The organism is Stenotrophomonas sp. GL_111 (genome assembly GCF_057835245.1).
The window spans coordinates 1,688,118-1,711,492 of record NZ_CM174421.1 but is presented as its reverse complement, the minus strand read 5'-3'; the positions used below and the strand labels follow the sequence as shown (position 1 = coordinate 1,711,492).

Below are 23,375 nucleotides of genomic sequence, written 5' to 3'. Positions count from 1 at the left end.
GGGCGCCATGGGCGCCCTTTTTGATTGCTTCGGCCCGGTCCGGCCAACGGCCGGACCTGACGCTCGCCCTTACGGGGCCAGCTTTGCCTTCAGCTCGGCCAGCAGCTTGGTCGGGGCCGCACCGGTAGCCGGCAGGCCACGCGGGTCCACCGCCGAGACGTAGGCACCGGCGTCGACGCCGACCACGCGGACCAGGAAGTCGCTGCCTTCGTAGGCCACGTCGTAGGAACCCAGCAGCTGGGCCTTGCTGGCGATCTTCACGCCCTCAATGGCTTCCAGCGCGGCGCCGACCTTGCCGAACGCCTCTTCCTTGCCGCCGGCCACGGTGAAGCCGGCATTGCTGACCGGTGCGGTGGTGGCGGCTGCGGCAGCAGGTGCCGGCTTGGCCACCTGCGAGGCCAGCACCGGCACCTGGGCGCCACCGGCGGCGCCGGGCACGTTCAGATCCGGCGGGACTTCGAGCGGACGCATTTCCGGGGCGAGCGCATAGTCGCCCTTCGCACCGCGCTTGAAGCAGCCGGTGGTACCCACAAGGGTGGCGGTAGCCAGGATCGCGAAGGACAGCACGCGGATGGCGGAAACGGATTGACGCATGGGAATCTCCTGGGTGACCACTGTGGTCAGTGGTTGGAAAGTGCTTCAAGCGCACCGATGTCGGTGGCCAGATGTTCGGCAGCGGCGTGATGGGCCGCGGACAGGGGCAGCAGCGGCAGGCGAAGCCCGTGGCCGATGCCGATCCGGCGCAGCAGATCCTTCACCGGAATCGGGTTGGACTCCACGCCGCAGAATTCATGGAACGGCTCCAGTCGTGCATCCCACGACTCGGCCGCCTCGCGCTCACCGGCCGCAGCCAACTCGCACATGCGCCGGTAGGCACCCGGCAAGGCATTGGAGCCCACCGAGATCAGCCCGTCCACACCGGACAGGATCGAGCGCGCGGCCGTGCCGTCATCGCCGCTGAGGATGACGAAGTCCGCCGACCGCAGCGCCAGCAGCGCCTGCACCCGGCCCACATCGCCCACCGCTTCCTTGATGCCCACGATGTTCGGGTGTGCGGCCAGTTCGGCCACGGTCTCCGGCAGCATGTCGCAGCCGGTCCGGCCGGGCACGTTGTACAGGATCACCGGCAGGCCGCCCTGGTCGGCCACCGCGCGGTAATGCGCGATCAGCCCGGCCTGGGTGGGGCGCACGTACGGCGGGGTCACCACCAACGCATGCGTGGCGCCATTGGCGGCGGCCCGGCGGGTCTGCTCGATGGTTTTGGCGGTTCCCGACAACCCGGTCCCGGCCAGCACCGGCACCCGCCCGGCCACGGCTTTGACCGCACTGCGCAGCAGCTGGTCGTACTCGTCGTCGGACAGGGTCGCGGCCTCGCCGGTCGAACCGGCTACCACCACCCCGTGAACACCACCCTCCAGTTGCAGGTGCAGCAGGCGCTGCCAACCGTCGGGATCCAATGCGCCATCGGCCTGGAAAGGCGTGGCCAGCGCGGTGATGAGACCGGAAAGGGACAAGGAAACGTTGCTCGGAAGAAAGGGGGGACCCGGTCCACGTAAACGCAGGCCGGATGTACTTTGCATGTTACTTGCGGGTCGAAAGCGCGGGCAAGTATGCTGGACTCCGGCAACCGCGCCGTCGCCGGCGCCGTTCAGACTCACCTTGTACCACCCGGAACCACCTTGACCGACACCACGCCGCGGCCTGCGCCGACCGAAAACCATCTCCTGATCAACGCCTACACGACGCATCCGGAGTCCCCCCTGCTGCCCGTCACCCGGCGTATCGCCGACAGCGGCTGCAACCTGGTCGATGCCCGCCTGGCCACCGTGGGTCGCGATGTCTCGGTGACCGCCCTGGCCACCGGCTCCTGGGACGCGGTTGCCAAGCTGGAGGCGATGCTGACCCGGCTCGAGCGCGAGGAAGGCCTGAAGCTGGTCTGGTACCGCACCGGTGCCAAGCAGGCGCAGTCCAACCTGCTGCCCTACATCGTGGAAGTGATCGCCGCCGACAAGCCGGGCATCCTGTTCCAGCTGGCCGATTTCTTCGACCGCCAGGGCATCACCATCGAAAACCTGCAGAGCACCCGCTACCGCGCCATGCAGACCGGGGCGGAGATGTTCTCCGCGCAGGTCACCATCGGGGTTCCGGCCAACATGCACATCGCCGCGTTGCGCGATGATTTCCTCGAATTCTGCGACCACCTGAACCTGGACGCGATCATGGATCCGATGAAGTTCTGAAACTTCGCGCGTTCGTCACGGGCGCGCGGCGTTTCATGCAGTTGTAGTAGAAATAACCCAGGCTCCGGAAAAAGGACCTCATGAACATCGGCGATACCCTGGACAGCACCACTCTCTCCCTGCCGCTGGCGCTTTCCGGCGGCGCACACACCACCCTCGGCGAACTGGCCGGCCAGTGGCTGGTGCTGTACTTCTATCCCAAGGACAGCACCCCGGGCTGCACCACCGAGGGCATCGATTTCAATGCCCTGCTGCCCGCGTTCAAGCGCGCCGGCGCACGCGTGTTCGGCGTCTCCCGCGACTCGGTCAAATCCCACGACAACTTCTGCGCCAAGCAGGGCTTCGCCTTCCCACTGATCAGCGATGGCGACGAAGCGCTGTGCACCGCCTTCGATGTGATCAAGCTGAAGAACATGTACGGCAAGCAGGTGCGCGGCATCGAGCGCAGCACCTTCCTGATTTCGCCTGACAGTCGTATCGTGCAGGCGTGGCGCAAGGTGAAAGTCGCCGGCCACGCAGACACCGTCCTTGAAGCCCTGAAGGCCGCGAAAACCCAGTGACCAACCCGGCACCCCCAATGGCCATCACCCTGCCCCGCAGGTCGTGATGGCTTGTCCCTGTTCTGCCACCAGGAAATGACGATGACCCGAGGCAAGCGCATCTACGTTCTGGATACCAACGTGCTCATGCACGATCCGACCGCGCTGTTCAAGTTCGAGGAGCATGATGTCTACCTGCCGATGCAGGTGATCGAAGAGCTCGACAACGGCAAGAAGGGCACCACCGAAGCCAGCCGCAACGCCCGTCAGGTCAGCCGTTTCCTCAACGAGCTGGTGCAGGCCTCCGGGCTGGACAACCTGGCCGACGGCATTCCGCTGCTGCGTCCGAACGGGCTGCAGCTGCGCGGCAAGCAGAGCGTGGGCCTGCTGCGTTTCCAGACCAGCCACTTCGACGCGGGCAAGAGCTTCGGCGCGGTGATTCCGGACAACGCCATCCTCGGCGCGATCCTGGCGTTGAAGGAGCAGATCCCGGAGATTCCGGTGGTGTTCGTGTCCAAGGACATCAACCTGCGGATCAAGGCGGCGATCGCCGGCATCGTCTCGGAAGATTACGAAAACGATCGTGCGCTGGACGATTTCAGCCTGCTCTACACCGGCGCCACCGAGCTGCCGGAAGACTTCTGGAAGAAACACAGCGACAGCCTGCGCAGCTGGAGCGACAAGGGCCGCACCAGCTACGAAATCATCGCCAGCGAAGACGAGAGCTGGCACCCGAACCAGTACGCCTACCTGCCCGGCGACGATGAAGTCGAACTGCGCGTGGCCAAGGTCGATGGCGACAAGGTCACCCTGTCGCTGGTCAATGATTTCCGCCACGGCAGCCACGCGGTATGGGGCATCAGCGCGCGCAACCGCGAACAGAACTTCGCGCTCAACGCCCTGATGGACCCGGAGATCGACTTCGTCACCCTGCTCGGCACCGCCGGTACCGGCAAGACCCTGCTCGCACTCGCCGCCGGCCTGGCCCAGACCATGGACCAGCAGCGCTACCGCGAGATCATCATGACCCGCGCCACGGTCAGCGTGGGCGAGGACATCGGCTTCCTGCCCGGCACCGAAGAAGAAAAGATGACGCCGTGGATGGGCGCGCTTACCGACAACCTGGAAGTGCTCACCCACACCCAGGAAGGCGGCGCCTGGGGGCGTGCGGCAACCAATGACCTGATCGCCAGCCGGATCAAGATCCGCTCGCTGAACTTCATGCGCGGTCGCACCTTCCTGTCGCGCTACCTGATTCTGGACGAAGCGCAGAACCTCACCCCCAAGCAGATGAAGACGCTGATCACCCGTGCCGGCCCCGGCACCAAGATCGTCTGCCTGGGCAACGTCGAGCAGATCGACACGCCCTACCTCACTGAAACCACCTCGGGCCTGACCTACGCGGTGGACCGCTTCAAGAACTGGCCGCACAGCGCACACGTCACGCTTCGCCGTGGCGAGCGTTCGCGCCTGGCCGACTACGCCTCGGAGGTGTTGTGAACCGTTCCATCACTCGTGCCGTCCTGCCGCTGGCGCTGGCCGCGCTGGCGGCCGCCTGCACGCCGTCCAACACGCGGCCGGGCAACACCGTGCCGACCGCGATCAAGGCCGGCCAATCCTGGGTGGTGACCCGCCCGCTCATCGCCGCGCAGGTGCTCGACACCTGCTCACGCACCAGCCCCGGCCGCGAGCCGGGGCGGGTGACCGGCTACTGGGCCCCCAGCCGCCAGCAGGTGGAACAGCTGGAAGCCCAGTTGCCCACGCTGGAGGCGCAGGTGCCCAAGGCAGGCGATTTCGACCGCCAATACGTCGGCATCGAAATGGAGGGACGCAAGCTGATCTACATCAACGCCTTCCCGCCCAGCGACCACGACATCAACCCCGCGCGCGAAGCGATCCGGGTCTGTGATGGGGGCAGCCAGTTCTGGGGCGCGCTGTTCGATCCGGCCAGCAACAGCTTCTCGGAAGTAAAATTCAACGGCGCGATCGAAGGCCCCTGATCGCACCGTGCACCTTCCTGCTTCCCGTCGATGAGCATCCGGCTGCCCACCTGGGTCTGGATCGGGGCCGTCGCCCTGTCGTGCGTGGCCGGCATGGTCAACGTGGTCGGCTTCCTGGGATTTGAACACCAGGCGGTCAGCCACATGACCGGCACCACCAGCCAGCTCGGCATGGCCCTGGCGCAAGGCGACTGGCGCGTGGTCGGCCACCTGTGGGCATTGCTGATCGCGTTCTGCCTGGGCGCGATGCTAAGCGGCATGATCGTGCAGGACAGCGCGTTGCAGTTGGGCCGCCGCTACGGTGTGGTGCTCACCCTGGAATCGGTGTTGCTGCTGGTGGCCATCCCCTTGTTCAAGCAGCAGCAGATCTGGGGCGCGTTGGCCGCGGCGATGGCCTGCGGCCTGCAGAACGCGATGGCCACCACCTTCAGCGGCGCGGTGGTGCGCACAACCCACCTCAGCGGCATGTTCACCGACCTGGGCATCGGCTTGGGCCACCTGCTGCGCGGGCTGCCGCTGCCGATCCGCCGGCTGACCCTGAGCGGCCTGATCGTCAGTGGTTTTCTCGCCGGCGGCGTGATCGGTGCGGCACTGTTCCTGCGTTTCGGCTATGACGCCCTGCTCGCGCCGGCACTGCTGACCGGCTGCACCGGGTTGGGTTATGTGCTGTACCGACAATGGGCGCTGCTGCGCCGCTGATCGTGTGCGGACGGGTTGATGCCGCTGCCGGCCCGCGGCCGGCACTACCGGGATGCGGGGTACCCCGGCACAATCGGGGCATGAGCCCATCCACTCCCGTTTCCGCCCTGACCATCGCCGGTTCCGATTCCGGTGGCGGCGCAGGCATCCAGGCCGACCTGAAGGCATTTGCCGCACACCGCGTGCATGGCCTGTCGGCGATCGCCGCGCTGACCGCACAGAACACCCGCGGAGTCAGCGCCGTGCACGTGCCGCCGCTGGATTTCCTGCAGGCGCAGATCGATGCCTGCTTCGCCGACTTCGATATCCATGCGGTCAAGCTGGGCATGCTGGCCAATGCCGAGGTGATCGGGCTGGTGGCCGATGCACTGCAGAAGTATCGCCCCACCCACATCGTGCTGGATCCGGTGATGGTGGCCACCAGCGGTGCCAAACTGCTGGAAGACAGCGCGCTGGACGCGATGCGCCAACGCCTGATTCCCCTGGCCACCCTGCTTACCCCGAACACGCCCGAAGCGGAGCTGCTGCTGGGTCGCCGCATCGTGGATGCCGAGGACGCCGAAGACGCCGCCGCCGCGCTGCTGGAACTGGGTGCCGGCGCGGTGCTGCTCAAGGGCGGGCATATGGATGAAGGCACGCGCGTGATCGACCGCTATTTCGATGGTGTCACCCGCGAAGAATTCATCCATACCCGCCTGCCGGTGGACGCACATGGCACCGGCTGCACGCTGGCCTCGGCGATTGCCGCACAGCTGTGCTGCGGGCTGTCGCTGCCCAATGCCTGCGAAGCGGCCATCGACTACGTCGCGCGCGGGCTGCAGAGCGGCTACTACCCCGGCCGCAGCGAGGTGCTGGTGATCGACCACTTCGGCGCCGCGCGGCCGGCATGATCCAGGCCCACGCACTGCCGGTGGTGACCGGCGACGGCCATCGCTTCGAACTGCTGGCGCGTGTGCCTGCGCAGCCCCGTGCACGGCTGTTGTGGCTGCCTGCGCTCGGCGTGGCCGCGCGTCACTACCTGCCCCTGGCCGAGGCGCTGGCCGCGCGCGGCATCGCGGTGTATCTGCACGAATGGCGTGGCAACGGCAGCAGCAGCCTGCGGCCCTCGCGCAGCCAGGACTGGGGCTATCGCGAGATTCTCGAGCACGACCTGCCGGCCAGCCTGGCACTGCTCGATGCCGGCCCCGGCGCCGAGCGCATCATCGGTGGCCACAGCCTGGGCGGGCAGCTGGCGTGCTGTTTCGCCGGGCTGCATCCGGAGGCCTTCCAGCGCTTCTGGCTGGTCGCCAGCGGCACCCCGTTCTGGCGCACCTTCCCTGGCCCGCGCGGCTGGACGCTACCCCTGCTCTACCGCTTCCTGCCGTGGCTGGCGCAACGTCAGGGCGTCCTGCACGGGCGTCGGCTCGGCTTCGGCGGTACCGAGGCACGTGGCTTGATCGGCGATTGGGCCAAGGTGGGGCTGAGCAATCACTACACCGGCGTGGGCATCCCCCAGGACCTGGACCGCGCCATGCACGCCGTGCACGGCCGCGCCAGCGCGGTGGTGATGGCGCAGGATTGGCTGGCACCGCCGTCTTCGATGCGCGGGCTGCTGGCCAAACTGCCGCAGGTCAGCGCCACCGTGCAGGTGCTGACTGCCGCGACACTGGGCACGCGCGCCGATCACTTCGCGTGGATGAAGGCGCCGGAGGCCGTGGTGGAGGCGATTTTTCATTCATTTGAATGAAGACCTTCACAAAGGCGTTGACGAATGCGGCGTCGATCCGCATAATTCCGCTCCTGTTGACGCGCCCGTAGCTCAGTTGGATAGAGTACCTGGCTACGAACCAGGCGGTCGGGAGTTCGAATCTCTCCGGGCGCACCATCAACAGGGTATCGGCTCCGCCGCCGGTATCGGCAACACGAAAAATCGATGTAAATGCGCCCGTAGCTCAGTTGGATAGAGTACCTGGCTACGAACCAGGCGGTCGGGAGTTCGAATCTCTCCGGGCGCACCATTACATCGAACGGCAGGCCCGCCCTGCCCTCCCGTCGAACGTGGCAACACGCATGGCAGGACACACAACCAGACAATGCAAATGCGCCCGTAGCTCAGTTGGATAGAGTACCTGGCTACGAACCAGGCGGTCGGGAGTTCGAATCTCTCCGGGCGCACCATTGCATAGACGGAAACAGCAGCCATCGGCTGCTGTTTTTTTTTGCGTTTCAGTCGGATGATGTTGCTCAACCGCGCGGCGTTGCAGCCACCCGCGCCATCGCCATCCGATCGGCTTCCTGCGGCATCTCCGGCGACGCGCACTGCGCCCCGGCACGACCCTCATGCGCCAGCCAGTCATCCACCACGCCACCGAGCAGGTCCAGCCGCAACGGCAAGGTGATGTGGTCTTCGCCGCGCATCTCGATGTAATGCACGCGCGGGCTGGCCAAGGCCAGCCGGCGGCCCTGGTCCACCCGCACATGCTGGTCGTCCTGGCCGTGCACCAACAGCACGCAGGCACGCGTATCGGCCAGCGCGCGGGCCACATCGACGCGATCCAGATCCAGGTCCAGCCGCGCACTCGCCGCGGCGATGACCTGGTTGATGTCCTGCCCGCCGTAGCGCCAGCGCGCGTAGGAGGCAATCGCCTGCGCCTTCCAGTCGCTGGGCTGCAGCGACATCAGGTGCGGGATCATGCTGCGGATGGCATCCCCGGCATTGGCGAAGGACTCCATCGCCACCACCCCGGTGACCCGGTCGCCCAGCTTGTCGGCAGTGAACAGCGCCGTGGCCGCACCGTAGGACACGCCGAACAGGTACAGCGGCCCGGTCACTTCACCGCGCGCCTGCAACGCATCGATCACATCGATGACGTCGTCCGACTCGAACGTACCGTACCCGGACGGCCCCGCACCGGACTGGCCGTGATTGCGCAGGTCGATGGTGACCACGCGGTAGCCGGCCTGCGCCAGCTGCAACGACCACGGCAGCATCGCATCACCGTTCATCATCCAGCCGTGCAGCAGCACCACCGTGCCGCGCGGCGCCTGCGGCTGGAACGGCCGCGGCACGTCCAGCTGCAGGCCGGTGCGCAACGGCAGGCCGTTGTCATGCTGCTGCGCCAGATAGCGGTACTGCACGCCGTATTGGCCAGGATCGAAAGCGCGCCAGAAGATCGGCACACCGGTGCGACTGGTGACCCGGCCATGGCGATTGGGCACGCTGTCCACCGCCGCGGCGATGCGCGCGGTATCGAGCAGCGTGGACACGCCACCGGGCGCGACCAAGCGATCGCTGAGCGAGGTGGAGGCAGCGGACGAAGAGAGCGATGAGCACGCAGCCAGCCACAGGCCGACCCCGGCCAGCAGCAACAGCAGCAGGCGCTTCATGGGCAAGACACGAATCAAGATGAGCCGTGCAGGGTACGGACTGGGCCGGGGCCGCTCTATCGCACCAACATGACCATCCGATGACAGCCCAGCCTGGATTCAGTTTGACGCCAGCGCCTCAGCCCAGCCACGCCCGCATCGTCGGCCACCAGCCCGCCATCACCTGCGGCCGCTGCATCCGCTCGCGCCACCAGCGCAGCGCAGCCCCCTCCTCGCCCGGCCGCCACGCCAGCCAGAAGGTTTCATCGGGCTTGGGCTCCTCCACCGGCTTGATCACCAGCCGCCCCTGCCGCACCGCGTCGTGCACATAGGGCTCGGGCAGGAAACCAAAGCCCAGCCCGGCGCACTGCAGGCGGAACTTGCTGACCGTATCGGGCACGGTCACCGTCTCCTGGCCCATCAGCAGCCCGACCGTACGCGGCAACAGCCGCCGCGCCGAATCGGCCACCGCGATCGCGCAATACTCGGCCAACTGTTCGCGCCCAAGCGGCCCGGTGACCGCGGCCAACGGGTGCGAGGGCGCCACCGCGAATACGAACGCTACCGCCCCCATCGGCTCGACCACATAGCCGCCCCCGCTCGGGCCCTCGCCTGCCGCCCCGACCAGCAGATCCGCACGCCGATCCAGCAGCGCCTCCCAGGTTCCCGACAGCGCCTCGCTGATCAGCCGCACCCGGGTCTGCTCAGCCACCGCGTTGAAGGCCTGCACGTCCTGCGCCAACAGCGCCGGCTGGAACATCGAATCCACCGCCACGGTCAGCTCGGCTTCCCAGCCCGAGGCCACCCGACGCACCCGCATCTCCAGCTCCCGCGCGGCGCGCAGCAGGTGCCGCCCCTCCTCCAGCAGCGCCTGCCCGGCGGCGGTGAGCTGCGCGCGCGGCCCGATCCGGTCGAACAGCTGCACACCCAGGTCCTGCTCCAGCTTGGACACCGTGTAGGAAATGGTCGATGGCACCTTGTGCAGCGCCTTGCCGGCCGCCGCGAACGAGCCACGGCGGTCGATGGCATCCAGGATCTGCAGGGCGTCCAGACTGAGCTTGAGCATTCGAATTTTTCGATGATGGCTTGCGAAACTATCCGTTTTTCAAACCCCGGGTGCAAGCGGATACTGGCGCCAACAGGAAAGGGAAGCGGACAACGCTACCCGGACCGCCATCGAAACCATCGAACACCCAGGAGAATCCCCATGCTGCAGATCCGCAAGAGCAATACCCGTGGCAAGGCCAACCATGGCTGGTTGAACTCCATGCACACCTTCTCCTTCGCCAACTACCACGATCCCCGCTACGTCAGCTTCGGCCCGCTGCGGGTGATCAACGAAGACCGCGTGCAGGGCGGCCAGGGCTTTGGCACCCACAGCCACGCCAACATGGAGATCGTCTCCTACGTGCTCGGCGGCGCGCTGGAGCACAAGGACTCGATGGGCACCGGCTCGGTGCTGCGCTACGGCGATGTGCAGCGCATGAGCGCCGGCAGCGGGGTCAGCCACAGCGAGTTCAACCACTCGGCCGATGCACCCGTGCACTTCCTGCAGATCTGGCTGTTCCCCGACCAGGAGAACATCACCCCGAGCTACCAGGAAACCCATTTCGCCCCGGACACCAAGCGTGGCCAGCTGCGCCTGATCGCTTCCCGCGACGGCCGTGACGGTTCGCTGCTGATTCACCAGGACGCCAATCTCTACGCCACGATCCTGGACGGCAATGATCGCGTGCAGCTGCCGCTGGCTGCACGTCGCGGTGCCTATGTGCAGGTGGCGCGTGGCCAGCTGCAGGTCAACGGCATCCCCCTGGACACCGGCGATGCGCTGCAGGTCACCGATGAAGCCCAGCTCACGCTGGAGAACGCCAGCGATGCCGAAGTGATCGTGTTCGACGTGGCGCTGTAAGCCACGCCATTGCGGAAAAGAAGACGCCCCGATTCGATCGGGGCGTCTTCATTGCATCAGAACTTGTAGTTCACCGTCAGCCGCACATTGCGCGGCTCGCCCCAGGTGTAGGTGCTGTACCAGCTGAAGATGGTGTAGTAACGCTTGTCGAGCAGGTTGTTGACGTTGAGCGTTGCCGACAGCTGGTCATTGAACTCATAGCGCGCCATCGCATCCACCAGCCAATACGGCTCGGTACGATGGACGATGCTCGCGGCCGTGGCCGGGTTGGTGATCGTGCCGAACGTACTGCCCTGCCAGCGTGCGCCGCCGCCCACGCTCCACGCGCGTGCAGCGCCGCCCAGGCGGTAGCTGCTGTGCAGGCTGAACTGATCTTCCGGCTCCAGCGTGGAGACCTTGGTGGACTGCTGACGCGCCACCTTGTGCGCGTAACCACCCTGCACCTGCCAACCCGGCGCCAACTGGCCGGACATCTCCAGCTCGTAGCCCTTGGTGCGCACGCCCATCAGCCCGCGGTACGCGGTGCCGCCGCTGGGGGTGAGCCCGCCGGTCGGCTCGGCGTAGTTGTCCTGGTCCAGCTGGAACACCGCCGCGCTGGCGTTGAAGCGGCCGTCGAAGAACTCTGCTTTCAGGCCGGCCTCGTAGCTGCGGCCTTCCAGCGGATCCAGCACTTTGCCCCGCTCATCCTGGTTGCCCTGCGGCTTGAAGATGGTGCTGTAGCTGGCAAATACCGAGAAGTTGCGGTTGAGGTCGTAGACCAGGCCGGCATACGGCACGATCACGCCGCTCTCGTCGGTGTCAGGCGACTTGTAATTGGCGATGCGGCTGCCGAGGATCAGCTTGAGCGGATCGGCCAGATCGAAGCGACCCACCACGTAGGCACCGCTCTCGCGGGTGACCTGGTTGTCACCATAGCCCCACTGCCAGTCCGGCTCGGGCACGTCGCCGGTCCAGGCGCGGTAGTCGGCCACCGCGGTCGGGTAGCCCGGCTGCGGCGAGTAACCGTTGTTGACCCAGCGCTTGCGCGACGCGCTGCCGCCCACCACCAGCTCGTGCTGGCGACCGAACCACTCGAACTTGCCGCTCACATACAGATCGGCGGCATTGCTGGTGGTCTTGCCGATGTACTGGCCCAGCCACATGCTCACGCCCGCGCCGGTCACCGGGTCCGGATTGCCACCGGCGGCCGCACCCAGTGAAGCGTCGTAGCCATTGACCTGGTGGTTGAGCTGCAGCTTGGCCACCCAGTCGTTGTTGAACGTGTGCTCCAGCGTGGCGAAACCGGTGCGGCTGTACTGGCCCCAGCGGCTCCAGCGGGCGCCGTTGTTGAACGAACGCGGCATGCGGTTGAAGTTGCCCTGGGTATCCAGCAGCGGGATGCCGCCCCAGCTGGAGCCCTTCGGATCGCTGTCCTGGTAGTCGGCGCCCACGGTGAGCAGCGTGCTGTCGTTGATGTCGGCCTCGAGGATGCCGTAGAACACCTGGTTGCTGCGCTGGTAGTGGTCCACGTTGGAATGCTTGTCCTGGTAGGCGGCGACCGCACGGCCGCGCACGCGCCCGCTGGCGGTCAGCGGCCCGCCCACGTCGACCTCGGCACGGTAGCTGTCCCACGAGCCCACCCCGATCGTGGCGCTGCCGGCCAGTTCACGGGTTGGCTTCTTGCGCACCAGGTTGATGGTCGCGCCCGGATCGCCCATGCCGGTCAACAGGCCGGTGGCGCCCTTGAGCACCTCGACGCGATCGTAGATGGCCATGTCGCTCAGCGTGTTGCCGGCCGAGTACGCCGAATCGCGCGCCATCGGGATGCCGTCGTACTGGAAGTTCTGCACCGCGAAGCCGCGCGCGTAGTACTCGGTGCGCTCGCTGTCATAGGTAACGATGCTGATGCCCGGCGTGACCTTCATGACGTCATCGATGCCGGTCAGGCCGAAGTCGTCCATCTCCTTGCGGGTGATCACACTGATCGTCTGCGGCGTCTGCCGCGGCGTAAGCACCAGCCGGGTGGCGGTGGCGATGGTGCCGGGGGTGTACGAATCACTGCCCTCGGTGACGGTGCCGAGCTGGTTGGCGGTGACCTGCACCGTCTGCAGCGTCTGTGCAGCGTCATCCTTGGGCGGCGCAGGCTCGGCCGGTGCATCGGCGGCCAGCGCGGCGGGCGCGCAGGCGGCGACCGCGATCACGCAGGAGATCGCCTGGATCAGGCGGGTGAGGCGCGGCGTGGCACCTGCAGGGCGACGACCCGGCAGGGCATGCGCCCCGGCAATACGGAACAGAGCAACGGACACAGCAATACCTCCAGACAGGAAGGAAGTCCTCTGGCGGCGGCTGGAGGGAAAAGTAGGGAAGCGCCGGGCGCGCGCATCAGCGCCCTGGCAGCGGGCGGATTCTACGCCTGTTGGCGGCCACAGGTGTGAGTGTGCACGCCACATGTCCGCTGCGCGGCCGGCATGCGATGCTCCCCGGCTCCAACACGATGGTTTACGGAGACAGCAGGATGCTTCACCACATTTCACTCGGCGTGCGTGACCTGGCCGCGGCCGGCAGGTTCTACGACGCGGCACTGGGCGCGCTCGGCGCGCGCCGCGTGTTCGAGGACGACACCGCGATCGGCTACGGTTACATCGATGATCAGGACCTGCTGTGCCTGAAGCTGCGCGATGACACCCAGGCCCCGGGCGACGGCTTCCACCTCGCCTTCAGTGCCCCCACCCGCAGCGCGGTCGACCGCTTTCATCGTGATGCGCTGGCCTGCGGCGGCAACTGCAACGGCGCGCCGGGTCTGCGCGATGACTACGGCATGCACTACTACGCCGCCTTCCTGATCGATCCGGACGGCCACCGCATCGAAGCGGTCATCAATCGCCAAACGGTGGCGTAAGCCGGCGACACGCACAAAGAAAAAGCCCCTGAGTCTGCACTCAGGGGCTTTTCTTACATCTGGCGGAGCGGGAGGGATTCGAACCCTCGATAGAGTTTTAAGCCCTATACTCCCTTAGCAGGGGAGCCCCTTCAGCCACTCGGGCACCGCTCCAGTGTTCTTGTTCCGCCGCTGCGTTTCATCTCAGCGGGGGCGCGAATAATAACTTTTTCCGCGCCCGAAGGTAAAGCCTTAATCCGAAGAATTTTCACTTCCGGATGCATTCGGCTCATCGCCGCGCTGGATCCGCTGGTAAATCTCTTCGCGGTGCACGGCCACATCCTTCGGAGCGGTGATACCGATACGCACCTGGTTGCCCTTGACGCCGAGCACGGTCACGCTGACCGAGTCACCGATCATCAGGGTTTCGCCTACACGGCGAGTCAGGATCAACATTTTTGCAAGTCTCCAGGGAACCGGTGGTGTTTCCCCACCGGCTTGGCGCCCAGCCAAGGGACGCCCCACGACAAAGGGAAGGTATTCGCCATAGTACCGTCAGGCCTCCCACCCCTTCAAGGAGCAGGAGGCTTCAGGATGTTCAGATACGGGGGGTGACCCAATCCACCACAGCGGCCAGGGCCGAAGCAAGGGCGGGCCCGTCCTCGCCACCACCCTGGGCGAGGTCCGGGCGACCGCCGCCCTTGCCCCCGATCTGACTGGCGATGTGCGACAACAGTTCCCCGGCCTTGACCTTGCCCGTTGCGGCGCCGTTCACGCCCGCAACCAAGGCAGCCTTGCCGTCCTGGGTACCGGCCAGCACGATCACCGCATCGCCCAGCTGCTGCTTGAGGCGGTCGATCGCGTCACGCAACGCCTTGGCGTCGAAGCCTTCCAGGCGCGCAGCGAGGATCTTGATGCCGTTGACCTCCACCGCCGCGCCGCCCAGATCAGCGGTAGCGCCGGCAGCCTGCTTGGCCTTCAAGGCCTCCAGTTCGCGTTCCAGCTGCTTCTGGCGCAGGCCGAGCTGACGGATCTTCTCAACCACGTCGCCGGTGTTGCCACCCAGCAGCGCGGCCGCTTCATCCAGCAAGGCCTCTTCATGGGCCACATGGTCCAGCGCGCCCTGCCCGGTCACCGCCTCGATGCGGCGCACACCCGAGGACACGCCGCCTTCAGAGGTGATCTTGAACAGGCCGATGTCGCCGGTGCGGTTGACGTGGGTACCGCCACACAGTTCGGTGGAGTAGTCGCCCATCTTCAGCACGCGGACGTTCTCGCCGTACTTCTCGCCGAACAGTGCCATCGCGCCGAAATCCAGCGCTTCCTGCATGGCCATGTTGCGCACTTCCACGGCATTGTTGACGCGGACCTGTTCGTTGACCTTGCGCTCGACCAGCGCCAGGTCTTCGGCACTGATCGGTGCGAAGTGCGCGAAATCGAAACGCAGGCGATCCGGTGCGACCAGCGAGCCCTTCTGCTGCACATGGGTGCCGAGCACTTCGCGCAGGGCGGCGTGCAGCAGGTGGGTGGCCGAATGATTGAGGATGGTGGCGCCGCGACGCTGGCCATCAACCTGGCCGGACAGCACATCACCGACCTTCAGGCTGCCCTCGGCGAGCGTGCCGACATGGCCATGGAACTGGCCGGCGAACTTCTGGGTGTCGCTGACCTGCAGCTGCACGCCCTTGCCGGTGAGCATGCCGGTGTCGCCGACCTGGCCGCCGGACTCGGCGTAGAACGGGGTCTGGTCGGTGATCACGATGAGTGCGTCACCAGCTTGCGCGGCGTCCACCGGGCGGCCGTCCTTGAGCAGTGCGAGCACGGTCAGGCCGTCGGCCTGCAGGCGGTCGTAGCCCAGAAACACGGTCGGCTTGAGCGTGGCCACCAGGTCGGCGGACAGGGTCACGCCGCCGCCGAACTTGCCGGCCGCGCGCGCGGTTTCGCGCTGGGTGTCCATGGCGGCGTTGAAGCCGTCCATGTCCACGCGCATGTCGCGCTCGCGGGCGATGTCGGCAGTGAGATCCACCGGGAAACCGTAGGTGTCGTACAGGCGGAACGCGTCCACGCCCGGGATCACGCCATCGGTGACCTTGGCGGCGACGTCATCGAAGATCTTCATGCCCGAATCGAGGGTTTCCGCGAAACGCTCCTCTTCGGCCTGCAGCGCGCGCACCACGGTGTCGGCCTGCGCCGGCAGTTCCGGATAGGCCACGCCCATCTGCTCGACCAGCACCGGCACCAGCTTGCTGAAGAACGGCTGGCGCACGCCCAGCATCCAGCCATGGCGCAGCGCGCGGCGGATGATCCGGCGCAGCACGTAACCGCGGCCTTCGTTGGACGGCAGCACGCCATCGACGATCAGGAAGGAACAGGCGCGGATGTGATCGGCGATCACGCGCAGCGACTTGTTTTCCAGGTCGGCCATGCCGGTCAGTTCGCTGGCCTTGCGGATCAGCGCCTGGAACAGGTCGATTTCATAGTTGGTGTGCACGTGCTGCAGGATCGCCGCCAGGCGCTCCAGGCCCATGCCGGTATCCACGCACGGCGCCGGCAGCGGCACGAGCGTGCCATCGGGCTGGCGGTCGAACTGCATGAACACCAGGTTCCAGATCTCGATGAAACGATCGCCATCTTCATCCGGCGAGCCCGGCGGGCCACCGGCGATGTGGTCGCCGTGATCGTAGAAGATCTCGGTGCACGGGCCACACGGGCCGGTCTCGGCCATCTGCCAGAAGTTGTCTGACGCGAACGGCGCACCCTTGTTGTCGCCGATGCGCACGATGCGGTCTTCCGGGATGCCGATCATGTCGCGCCACAGCGCGTAGGCCTCATCATCGGTCTGGTAGACAGTGACCAGCAGGCGCTCGGCCGGCAGCTTCCAGACCTGGGTCAGCAGCTCCCAGGCCCAGGCGATGGCGTCCTTCTTGAAGTAGTCGCCGAACGACCAGTTGCCCAGCATTTCAAAGAAGGTGTGGTGGCGCGCGGTGTAGCCGACCTGGTCCAGATCGTTGTGCTTGCCGCCCGCGCGCAGGCAGCGCTGGACGTCGGCCGCGCGCACGTAGCTGCGCTTCTCGGCGCCAAGGAACACGTCCTTGAACTGCACCATGCCGGAGTTGGTGAACAGCAGGGTCGGATCATTGCCCGGTACCAGCGGCGCCGAGGGCACGATGGTGTGGCCTTTCCCCTTGAAGAACTCAAGGAAATCGCTGCGGATCTGGGAGGTGGTGAATTTGGCGGATGCGGTCATGGGGGGCTGGCTTCATGCGTGCCGGTCGATCCTTGGCACGCAGCCCCAATGGCCGGGTGTCAACACAGGACCGCCGAAACCACAAAGGGTATCAGGCCCGGGCCGCTCAGTCCTCTGGGTCGTAGCGGGTGGCCTGGCGGATGCTGTCCCCGGGAAACCCACGCCGGGCCAGCAGATCGGCGGCCTTGCGGCGCTGCGCCAGCTCCTGCGGGCCGGCCTCGCCGAAGCGGCGGCAGACCAGATCGCGGGCGTTTTCGGTCCAATCGCCCTCGAAGGTGTCCATGGCCCGTGCGATCTGCTCGCTGTCCAACCCATGGGTGCCCAGTTCTGCGCGGATGTGGATCGGCCCATAGCCGGTGTTCGCACGGATCCGGACCAGGTTCTCCGCAAAGCGGGTATCGTCCTGCCAGCCCGCCTCGCTCAGCTTGTCCACCGCGGCACGGGCGTCATCGGTCTCGATGCCGCGCGCCTGCAGCTTGCGGGTCAACTCTTTCCGGGAATGCTCACGGCGTACCAGCAGTGCCAGCGCACGCTGCACCGGGGTCTGCTCTTGAACGCGGCGCTTGCGGCGCGGTGCCGGCGCGTCTGAATCCTGCATGGCGGCCCTCAATCAAATGCGCCGTCCCTGGCGCTTCCCCCGTCGGGGAAATACTGAAACCGCGGGACAGGGCGAGCGTCACTGACGGCGCTGCCCTGCCCCGCAGGAAACTCACTCGGCGTCGTCTTCGTCGTCCTGACCGGCTTCGCGCGGCGCTTCGGCCGGCTGGAACTTCTCGCGCAGTTCCGCTTCCAGACGCTGGGCGATCTGCGGGTTGTCGCGCAGGTAGCCGCGGGCGTTGTCCTTGCCCTGGCCGATGCGCTCTTCACCGTAGCTGTACCAGGCGCCGGCCTTCTCGACCAGCTTGGCTTCCACGCCCATGTCGATCAGTTCGCCTTCGCGGCTGATGCCTTCGCCGTACAGGATCTCGGTGATGACCTGCTTGAACGGCGGCGCCATCTTGTTCTTGACGACCTTGATCTTGGTCTGGTTGCCGATGATCTCATCGCCCTTCTTGATCGCGCCGATGCGGCGGATGTCCAGGCGCACGGAGGCGTAGAACTTCAGGGCGTTGCCGCCGGTGGTCACTTCCGGGCTCTGGCCCGGCATCATCACGCCGATCTTGTGGCGCAACTGGTTGATGAAGACCACAAGGGTATTGGAGCGCTTGATGTTGCCGGTGAGCTTGCGCAGCGCCTGGCTCATCAGACGGGCCTGCAGGCCCGGCAGCTGGTCGCCCATCTCGCCTTCGATTTCGGCCTTGGGGGTCAGCGCCGCGACCGAGTCGATCACCACGATGTCCACCGAGCTGGAGCGCACCAGCATGTCGGCGATTTCCAGCGCCTGCTCACCGGTATCGGGCTGCGACAGCAGCAGGTCGTCGACATTGACGCCCAGCTTGGCGGCGTAGATCGGGTCCAGCGCGTGCTCGGCGTCGATGAAGGCAGCGGTGCCGCCCTTCTTCTGGCACTCGGCGATCGCCTGCAGGGTCAGGGTGGTCTTGCCCGAGGACTCCGGGCCATAGATCTCCACGACACGGCCCTTGGGCAGGCCACCGATGCCGAGTGCGATATCCAGCATCAGCGAGCCGGTGGGGATGACCTCGACCGCTTCGACGACGCGGTCGCCCATGCGCATCACAGCACCCTTGCCGAACTGCTTTTCAATCTGGCTCAGGGCGGCGGTGAGGGCACGCTTTTTGTTTTCGTCCATCGGAGTGGTCCTTGCAGAGGTCGAGTCGGTGGAGGTGCTGTCTTTGGAAGTCTTCTTGGCCATGGGTTCACTTTAAGGCTGGCGTATCGCACAGGCTGAGATTCTGCCCGGCGTTCGGAAAAAAATTATCGGACATCCGTACCAACCTCAGCAGAACCAGAGAATCGCCACAAAAGACCGTGCAGGTGAAGCGTAGTAAAGGGGTCAGCGGTTGGGCCGCAGCAGGCCGCAATACAGGCCTTCAATGGCGAAGTCCTGGTCGGGCATCACTTCGATCGGCTTGTAGTCGGGGTTGCGCGGCAGCAGCCGGATCCGGTCCTTGCCCATCTTCAGCAGCTTGACGGTGATCTCGTCATCGATGCGGGCCACCACGATCTGGCCGGAACGGGCGTCACGGGTGCGGTGCACACCGATCAGGTCACCGTCGAAGATGCCCTCGTCGATCATCGAATCGCCCTGGACCTTGAGCAGGTAGTCCGGCGCGGGCGAGAAGAACACCCGGTCCAGCACCACGAAATCGTCCGAGCCGATATCCGCACCGATCGGCAGGCCGGCCGCGACCCGGCCCAGCACCGGCAGGCGCAGCACATGGTCGGGCAGCGCCGGTACCGACAGCGAGGCCGGCAGGCCGTCCTGCAGGGCCGGTGCCTGCACCAGCCGGATGCCACGGGCCTGGCCGGGAATGCGACGGATCGCCCCGGCCTGCTCAAGCGCCTCCAGGTGGTACTGCGCGGCACGAACGCCCTTGAAGCCGAAGGCACGTGCAATTTCAGTCTGCGACGGCGGTGCGCCATCGGTCTCAATACGCTCGGCGATCAACTGCAGGATCGCCTGCTGGGTGTCGGTCAGGTCCATGGTTAGTAGTATTACTACTAACGATGTGGACACGCAAGTGCCCACAGAGAAGAGCCGACATCAAAAGGTTGATCCAGATCCCACCGAAGCCCTCAGCAACCCGTAGCCGCCTACCGTTGGTCGGCGACCGCGCGCCAGCGCGGCACAAGCTTCCGGGCACGTAGGGTGTCGGTGTTGGTCTGTTGTCCCGAGTTTGGACGGTTTGAACCTACGTGGCAGATGTTCATGGCATCTGGACGGAGGGCAGCCGAGCATGGCTCGGCTCTACCTGGGGGCGGTGCGGTTGCTCCATTAAAGAGCGGCCGACCAACGGTCGGCCCTACAGGCAATCGGTCGCAGGTGCGGCCGATTGCCGGGATCCTGCGGATCCCAGCGGCAAGAACCCCTTAGGGGTTCTTGCCGCTGCGCCAGATCGAAAACAGGATCCACACGCCGCAGAAGCCGGCGCCGACGAAGCCGGCCACGCCCAGCGCCAGCAGCCAGCGGCTGGAGACGCCGCCGACGCTGTGCATGACGATCGAGGAGCCGATGATCAGCGCGGCGGTGACAATGCCCATCACCAGGCGGTTGGCGGCGCGGTTGACCTGGTCGCCGAAGCCCTGCAGTGCGGTGGTCTCGACCTTCAGCTGGAGCCGGCCACGCCGCGCCATCTGCAGCAGCCGGCGCACGTCGCGTGGCAGGTCGCCCATCAGTTCCATCGCGCCGATCAGGCTGCGCCTGCCGCGCTTGAGCAGGGCGCCGGGTGCATAACGTTGCCACATCACCCGTTCCAGATAGGGCCGCGCGGCGCTGGCCATATCGAACTGCGGGTCGAGCTGGCGGCCCATGCCTTCCAGGGTCAGGAAGGTCTTGATCATCAAGGCCAGATCCGCCGGCAGGGTCAACGAGTACTGCCGCAGCAAGGTGGTGATGTTGCCCAGCATCAGGCCCATGTGCAGGTCCTTGAGCGGCACGCCACGGTACTGGTCGACGAAGGTGCTGATGTCCTGCTGCAGGCGCGACTCGTCCACGTCCACGCCGCCGGCCCAGTCAAGCAGGATATCGGCGACCGGCTCCGGCTCCTGGCTGACCAGCCCGTGCAGCAGCTGTGCGACCTGGAACCGGCGCTGTTCGGAGATCGCCCCGACCATGCCGAAATCGATCACGCCGATGCGGCCGTCGCGCAGATAGATGATGTTGCCCGGGTGCGGATCGGCGTGGAAGCAGCCGTCCTCCAGCACCATCTTGAGCACGATCCGGGCGCCGGTACGGGCCAGCTGTACGCGGTCCAGCCCGGCGGCATCCACGCCGGCCAGGTCACGCCCGGGAATGCCGTCGACGAAGTCCTGCACGTTGAGGCTCTCGCAGGTCCACTGCCAGTGCACGCTGGGAATCAGGATGTCGTCGCGGCCGACGAAGTTGCGCGCGATGCGCTCGGCATTGCGGCATTCGGCAGCGAAATCCAGCTCGCGTCGCAGCGAGACCTGGAACTGCTGCACCACTTCGGCAGGGCGATAGCGCTGCAGGTCCGGCAGCCGTGCCTCGATGATTTCCGCCAGGCGCGCCAGCAGGCGCAGATCGGCTTCAATCACTTCGCGGATGCCCGGCCGGCGGATCTTCAACACCACGTCGGTGCCGTCGTGCAGGGTTGCGCGGTGCGCCTGCGCGAGCGAGGCGGCGGCCATCGGGGTTTGATCCAGCCAGGCGAACACTTCGTTGGCCGGCGCGCCGAGGTCGGCCTCCAGCTGTTCGCGGACCTGTTCGTAGGGCAGCGCCGGAACGGCGTTCTGGAGTTCGGAGAATTCGGCGATCCAGTCCGACGGAAACAGGTCCACGCGGGTGGCCAGCACCTGGCCGAGTTTGACGAAGGTGGGCCCGAGGTCTTCCATCGCCCGGCGCACCCGCACCGGTGCGGTCATCCGCAGGATCTGCTGGGTATCGTTCCAATGCAGCAGCCGACCGGCCCGCTCCAGCACATCGGCCAGGCCGATCCGGCGCACCAGATCGCCGAAGCCATAACGGATCAGGACCGAGGCGATTTCCTGCAGACGGCCCAGGTCACGGACGGTTCCCAGCGTTTCCCACATTCGCGCAGCTCCTGTCGACACACGCGCTCAGGATGTCACAGCAGGGCGAAAATTCCCGTCAGCGCCTGCTGCACGGTTTGCCGGCGGATGGCTTCGCGGTCCCCCTCGAACTGGAACAGCTGCGCACGGGCATAGCCGCCGCGGCCTTTCCAGCCGATCCAGACACTGCCGACCGGCTTGTCCGGACTGCCGCCACCGGGGCCGGCGATGCCGGTCACCGCCACGGCGATGCCCGCGCCGGAGTTGATCAGCGCCCCGGAGACCATTTCCAGCACGGTTTCGCGGCTGACCGCGCCGAACTGCTCCAGGGTCTGCGCACGTACGCCGAGCAGCCGCTGTTTGGCCTCATAGCTGTACACCACCATGCCGCAATCGAAGAACGCCGAGGATCCGGCGATATCGGTCATGGCCTTGGCGATCCACCCGCCGCTGCAGCTTTCGGCGGTGACCAGCTGCAGCGACGCCTGCTGCAGGCGCTGGCCAACGTCGTGGGCGAGGACGCCGAGCTCGGCATCGGTGGGAATGCGCAGGGACAAGGGTGTCACCACTCCGGTAGTTTTTCCGGCAGCAGGGCACGGATCGGGGCACCGCCCTCGCCTGCGGCCAATTTCTCGGCTTCGGCAATCGGAATGTCGACCTCGAGCAGCCAGCCCTCCTCGTCGGCCTGTTCACTGCGCACCACTTCCAACTGATGCAGGCGCGAGCGCAGTCGACCGGCGCTGGGCGGCAGGCGCAGGCTGCCGGTGACGTGCTGCAGGCCCAGGCGCTTGCCCAGTACCGATTGCAGCAGCGGCAGGCCCTGTGCATCGCGCGCCGAAATCCAGACGCGCTCACGGCGCGCGGTATCGGGAATGCCGTCCTGCGCGTCATGCCGCACTTCGGCGCCTTCGATGCGGTCGATCTTGTTGAACACCAGCAGCTGCGGCAGATCACCGGCACCCACGGCGGCCAGCACTTCGTCGACCTGGGCGATACGCTCCTCACGGTGCGGATCGGCGGCATCGACGATGTGCAGCAGGAAATCGGCGTCGCGCGCTTCGCTCAGGGTGGAGCGGAACGCGGCGACCAGGTCATGCGGCAGATCGCGAACGAAACCGACGGTGTCGGCCAGGACCACGTTGCCACCCGGCACCGCGATGCGGCGCACGGTCGGGTCCAACGTCGCGAACAGCTGGTCGGCGGCATACGCCTCGGCACCGGTCAGCGCATTGAACAGGGTCGATTTGCCGGCATTGGTATAGCCGACCAGGGCCACGCGCGGCAGTTCGCTGCGCACGCGGGCGCGGCGCATCTGGGTGCGCTGCACCTCGACTTTTTCCAGCCGCTTCTGCAGCTGTTCGACCCGCTTCTGCAACAGGCGGCGATCGGTTTCCAGCTGGGTTTCACCCGGGCCGCGCAGGCCGATCGAACCACCGCGCTGGCGCTCCAGATGGGTCCAGCCGCGCACCAGCCGGGTCGCCATGTGGCGCAGCTGCGCCAGCTCGACCTGCAGCTTGCCTTCGTGGCTGTGCGCCCGCTGGGCGAAGATGTCCAGGATCAGGCCGGTACGGTCGATCACCCGGCGCTCCAGGAAGCGCTCCAGGTTGCGCTCCTGTCCCGGCGACAGCGAATGGTTGACCAGGATCAGGTCCGCGCCGGTGGCGTCGGCCGCCGCCTTGACCTCGTCCAGCTTGCCGCTGCCGATCAGGGTCGAGGGGTTCGGCCGATCCATGCGCGCGGTGATCGTGGTCGCGATGCTGGCCCCGGCCGAGCGGGCCAGATCGGTGAATTCTTCCAGCACATCGTCTTCCAGCCGCCCGAAATGCGGCTGGATCAGGAGGGCGTGTTCGCCTCGTTTGGAACGGTCAAACACGCACGACTCCTGGATT

The 23,375-nt window shown here is 66.4% G+C and carries 22 protein-coding genes and 4 tRNA genes; 12 read left to right on the top strand and 14 right to left on the bottom strand.

Going from position 1 to position 23,375, the window contains the following annotated elements:
- Positions 1–69 precede the first annotated feature (69 nt).
- Both AC3IPM_RS07885 and dapA read right to left on the bottom strand, forming a co-directional pair.
- Complete coding sequence (locus AC3IPM_RS07885; RefSeq protein ID WP_489303396.1) at positions 70–594, bottom strand: hypothetical protein; 525 nt, start codon at positions 592–594, stop codon at positions 70–72.
- 26 nt (positions 595–620) lie between these two features.
- The gene (dapA, locus tag AC3IPM_RS07880; protein WP_489303395.1) at positions 621–1,514 is read right to left on the bottom strand and encodes a 4-hydroxy-tetrahydrodipicolinate synthase; all 894 of its coding nucleotides are present in this window, start codon (positions 1,512–1,514) and stop codon (positions 621–623) included.
- Positions 1,515–1,679: 165 nt separating this feature from the next.
- On the opposite strand from dapA, the gene AC3IPM_RS07875 reads away from it, so the two are divergent.
- The 10 genes from AC3IPM_RS07875 (at position 1,680) to AC3IPM_RS07830 (ending at position 7,635) form a co-directional block, all read left to right on the top strand.
- Positions 1,680–2,240, top strand: coding sequence for a glycine cleavage system transcriptional repressor (locus AC3IPM_RS07875; protein ID WP_125361497.1), 561 nt, complete (start codon positions 1,680–1,682; stop codon positions 2,238–2,240).
- 80 nt (positions 2,241–2,320) lie between these two features.
- Positions 2,321–2,800, top strand: coding sequence for a peroxiredoxin (locus AC3IPM_RS07870; protein ID WP_489303394.1), 480 nt, complete (start codon positions 2,321–2,323; stop codon positions 2,798–2,800).
- 81 nt (positions 2,801–2,881) lie between these two features.
- Entirely contained in the window at positions 2,882–4,279 is a 1,398-nt protein-coding gene (locus AC3IPM_RS07865) for a PhoH family protein (protein ID WP_489303393.1), read from the top strand.
- Entirely contained in the window at positions 4,276–4,779 is a 504-nt protein-coding gene (locus AC3IPM_RS07860) for a hypothetical protein (protein WP_489303392.1), read from the top strand. Before AC3IPM_RS07865 ends, AC3IPM_RS07860 begins: the two co-directional genes overlap by 4 nt.
- Positions 4,780–4,809: 30 nt before the next feature.
- Positions 4,810–5,478 carry a YoaK family protein gene (locus AC3IPM_RS07855; RefSeq protein WP_489303391.1) on the top strand — a complete coding sequence of 223 codons (669 nt, stop codon included), beginning with the start codon at positions 4,810–4,812 and terminating at the stop codon, positions 5,476–5,478.
- 80 nt (positions 5,479–5,558) lie between these two features.
- Entirely contained in the window at positions 5,559–6,368 is an 810-nt protein-coding gene (thiD, locus tag AC3IPM_RS07850; RefSeq protein WP_489303390.1) for a bifunctional hydroxymethylpyrimidine kinase/phosphomethylpyrimidine kinase, read from the top strand.
- Positions 6,365–7,204, top strand: coding sequence for an alpha/beta hydrolase family protein (locus AC3IPM_RS07845; RefSeq protein ID WP_489303389.1), 840 nt, complete (start codon positions 6,365–6,367; stop codon positions 7,202–7,204). Before thiD ends, AC3IPM_RS07845 begins: the two co-directional genes overlap by 4 nt.
- Before the next feature lie 61 nt (positions 7,205–7,265).
- Positions 7,266–7,342: transfer RNA gene (locus AC3IPM_RS07840), tRNA-Arg, on the top strand.
- Between the two features lie 56 nt (positions 7,343–7,398).
- Positions 7,399–7,475 (top strand) — tRNA-Arg (locus AC3IPM_RS07835).
- Between the two features lie 83 nt (positions 7,476–7,558).
- A tRNA-Arg gene (locus AC3IPM_RS07830) sits at positions 7,559–7,635 on the top strand.
- A gap of 66 nt (positions 7,636–7,701) precedes the next feature.
- Here the strand turns inward: AC3IPM_RS07830 and AC3IPM_RS07825 are convergent.
- Complete coding sequence (locus AC3IPM_RS07825) at positions 7,702–8,844, bottom strand: alpha/beta hydrolase family protein (RefSeq protein WP_489303388.1); 1,143 nt, start codon at positions 8,842–8,844, stop codon at positions 7,702–7,704.
- A gap of 118 nt (positions 8,845–8,962) precedes the next feature.
- Positions 8,963–9,889, bottom strand: coding sequence for a LysR family transcriptional regulator (locus AC3IPM_RS07820; RefSeq protein WP_489303387.1), 927 nt, complete (start codon positions 9,887–9,889; stop codon positions 8,963–8,965).
- Between the two features lie 141 nt (positions 9,890–10,030).
- Here AC3IPM_RS07820 and AC3IPM_RS07815 point away from each other — a divergent pair, with 141 nt between their 5' ends.
- A complete protein-coding gene (locus tag AC3IPM_RS07815) occupies positions 10,031–10,732 on the top strand; it encodes a pirin family protein (protein ID WP_489303386.1) in 702 nt (233 codons plus the stop codon).
- 56 nt (positions 10,733–10,788) lie between these two features.
- Here AC3IPM_RS07815 and AC3IPM_RS07810 read toward each other — a convergent pair whose 3' ends face one another.
- Positions 10,789–13,017 carry a TonB-dependent siderophore receptor gene (locus AC3IPM_RS07810; RefSeq protein ID WP_489303385.1) on the bottom strand — a complete coding sequence of 743 codons (2,229 nt, stop codon included), beginning with the start codon at positions 13,015–13,017 and terminating at the stop codon, positions 10,789–10,791.
- A 209-nt stretch (positions 13,018–13,226) separates the two neighbouring features.
- On the opposite strand from AC3IPM_RS07810, the gene AC3IPM_RS07805 reads away from it, so the two are divergent.
- Entirely contained in the window at positions 13,227–13,610 is a 384-nt protein-coding gene (locus AC3IPM_RS07805) for a VOC family protein (RefSeq protein ID WP_489303384.1), read from the top strand.
- 60 nt (positions 13,611–13,670) lie between these two features.
- Here the strand turns inward: AC3IPM_RS07805 and AC3IPM_RS07800 are convergent.
- The 9 genes from AC3IPM_RS07800 to hflX all read right to left on the bottom strand — a co-directional run bounded on the left by AC3IPM_RS07800 (position 13,671) and on the right by hflX (position 23,359).
- Positions 13,671–13,763: transfer RNA gene (locus AC3IPM_RS07800), tRNA-Ser, on the bottom strand.
- Positions 13,764–13,841: 78 nt separating this feature from the next.
- Positions 13,842–14,045, bottom strand: coding sequence for a carbon storage regulator CsrA (gene csrA, locus AC3IPM_RS07795; protein WP_019183311.1), 204 nt, complete (start codon positions 14,043–14,045; stop codon positions 13,842–13,844).
- 142 nt (positions 14,046–14,187) lie between these two features.
- A complete protein-coding gene (alaS, locus tag AC3IPM_RS07790; protein ID WP_489303383.1) occupies positions 14,188–16,836 on the bottom strand; it encodes an alanine--tRNA ligase in 2,649 nt (882 codons plus the stop codon).
- 106 nt (positions 16,837–16,942) lie between these two features.
- The gene (gene recX / locus AC3IPM_RS07785; RefSeq protein WP_489303382.1) at positions 16,943–17,434 is read right to left on the bottom strand and encodes a recombination regulator RecX; all 492 of its coding nucleotides are present in this window, start codon (positions 17,432–17,434) and stop codon (positions 16,943–16,945) included.
- A 111-nt stretch (positions 17,435–17,545) separates the two neighbouring features.
- Positions 17,546–18,586: a recombinase RecA gene (gene recA, locus AC3IPM_RS07780; RefSeq protein WP_489303381.1), complete on the bottom strand. Its 1,041-nt coding sequence runs from the start codon at positions 18,584–18,586 to the stop codon at positions 17,546–17,548.
- 204 nt (positions 18,587–18,790) lie between these two features.
- Entirely contained in the window at positions 18,791–19,441 is a 651-nt protein-coding gene (gene lexA / locus AC3IPM_RS07775) for a transcriptional repressor LexA (protein WP_489303380.1), read from the bottom strand.
- Positions 19,442–19,827: 386 nt separating this feature from the next.
- The gene (gene ubiB / locus AC3IPM_RS07770; RefSeq protein WP_489303379.1) at positions 19,828–21,507 is read right to left on the bottom strand and encodes a 2-polyprenylphenol 6-hydroxylase; all 1,680 of its coding nucleotides are present in this window, start codon (positions 21,505–21,507) and stop codon (positions 19,828–19,830) included.
- Positions 21,508–21,542: 35 nt separating this feature from the next.
- Positions 21,543–22,037, bottom strand: coding sequence for a CinA family protein (locus AC3IPM_RS07765; protein WP_489304044.1), 495 nt, complete (start codon positions 22,035–22,037; stop codon positions 21,543–21,545).
- A gap of 11 nt (positions 22,038–22,048) precedes the next feature.
- Complete coding sequence (hflX, locus tag AC3IPM_RS07760; RefSeq protein ID WP_489303378.1) at positions 22,049–23,359, bottom strand: ribosome rescue GTPase HflX; 1,311 nt, start codon at positions 23,357–23,359, stop codon at positions 22,049–22,051.
- Positions 23,360–23,375: the final 16 nt, after the last annotated feature.

What these genes read in the sequence shown, in the direction of transcription:
- AC3IPM_RS07885 (WP_489303396.1), bottom strand. Translation starts at nt 594, where the DNA reads ATGCGTCAATCCGTTTCCGCCATCCGCGTGCTGTCCTTCGCGATCCTG.
- AC3IPM_RS07870 (WP_489303394.1), top strand. Translation starts at nt 2,321, where the DNA reads ATGAACATCGGCGATACCCTGGACAGCACCACTCTCTCCCTGCCGCTG.
- AC3IPM_RS07865 (WP_489303393.1), top strand. Translation starts at nt 2,882, where the DNA reads ATGACCCGAGGCAAGCGCATCTACGTTCTGGATACCAACGTGCTCATG.
- AC3IPM_RS07855 (WP_489303391.1), top strand. Translation starts at nt 4,810, where the DNA reads ATGAGCATCCGGCTGCCCACCTGGGTCTGGATCGGGGCCGTCGCCCTG.
- thiD (WP_489303390.1), top strand. Translation starts at nt 5,559, where the DNA reads ATGAGCCCATCCACTCCCGTTTCCGCCCTGACCATCGCCGGTTCCGAT.
- AC3IPM_RS07845 (WP_489303389.1), top strand. Translation starts at nt 6,365, where the DNA reads ATGATCCAGGCCCACGCACTGCCGGTGGTGACCGGCGACGGCCATCGC.
- AC3IPM_RS07825 (WP_489303388.1), bottom strand. Translation starts at nt 8,844, where the DNA reads ATGAAGCGCCTGCTGCTGTTGCTGCTGGCCGGGGTCGGCCTGTGGCTG.
- AC3IPM_RS07820 (WP_489303387.1), bottom strand. Translation starts at nt 9,889, where the DNA reads ATGCTCAAGCTCAGTCTGGACGCCCTGCAGATCCTGGATGCCATCGAC.
- AC3IPM_RS07815 (WP_489303386.1), top strand. Translation starts at nt 10,031, where the DNA reads ATGCTGCAGATCCGCAAGAGCAATACCCGTGGCAAGGCCAACCATGGC.
- AC3IPM_RS07805 (WP_489303384.1), top strand. Translation starts at nt 13,227, where the DNA reads ATGCTTCACCACATTTCACTCGGCGTGCGTGACCTGGCCGCGGCCGGC.
- csrA (WP_019183311.1), bottom strand. Translation starts at nt 14,045, where the DNA reads ATGTTGATCCTGACTCGCCGTGTAGGCGAAACCCTGATGATCGGTGAC.
- alaS (WP_489303383.1), bottom strand. Translation starts at nt 16,836, where the DNA reads ATGACCGCATCCGCCAAATTCACCACCTCCCAGATCCGCAGCGATTTC.
- recX (WP_489303382.1), bottom strand. Translation starts at nt 17,434, where the DNA reads ATGCAGGATTCAGACGCGCCGGCACCGCGCCGCAAGCGCCGCGTTCAA.
- recA (WP_489303381.1), bottom strand. Translation starts at nt 18,586, where the DNA reads ATGGACGAAAACAAAAAGCGTGCCCTCACCGCCGCCCTGAGCCAGATT.
- lexA (WP_489303380.1), bottom strand. Translation starts at nt 19,441, where the DNA reads ATGGACCTGACCGACACCCAGCAGGCGATCCTGCAGTTGATCGCCGAG.
- ubiB (WP_489303379.1), bottom strand. Translation starts at nt 21,507, where the DNA reads ATGTGGGAAACGCTGGGAACCGTCCGTGACCTGGGCCGTCTGCAGGAA.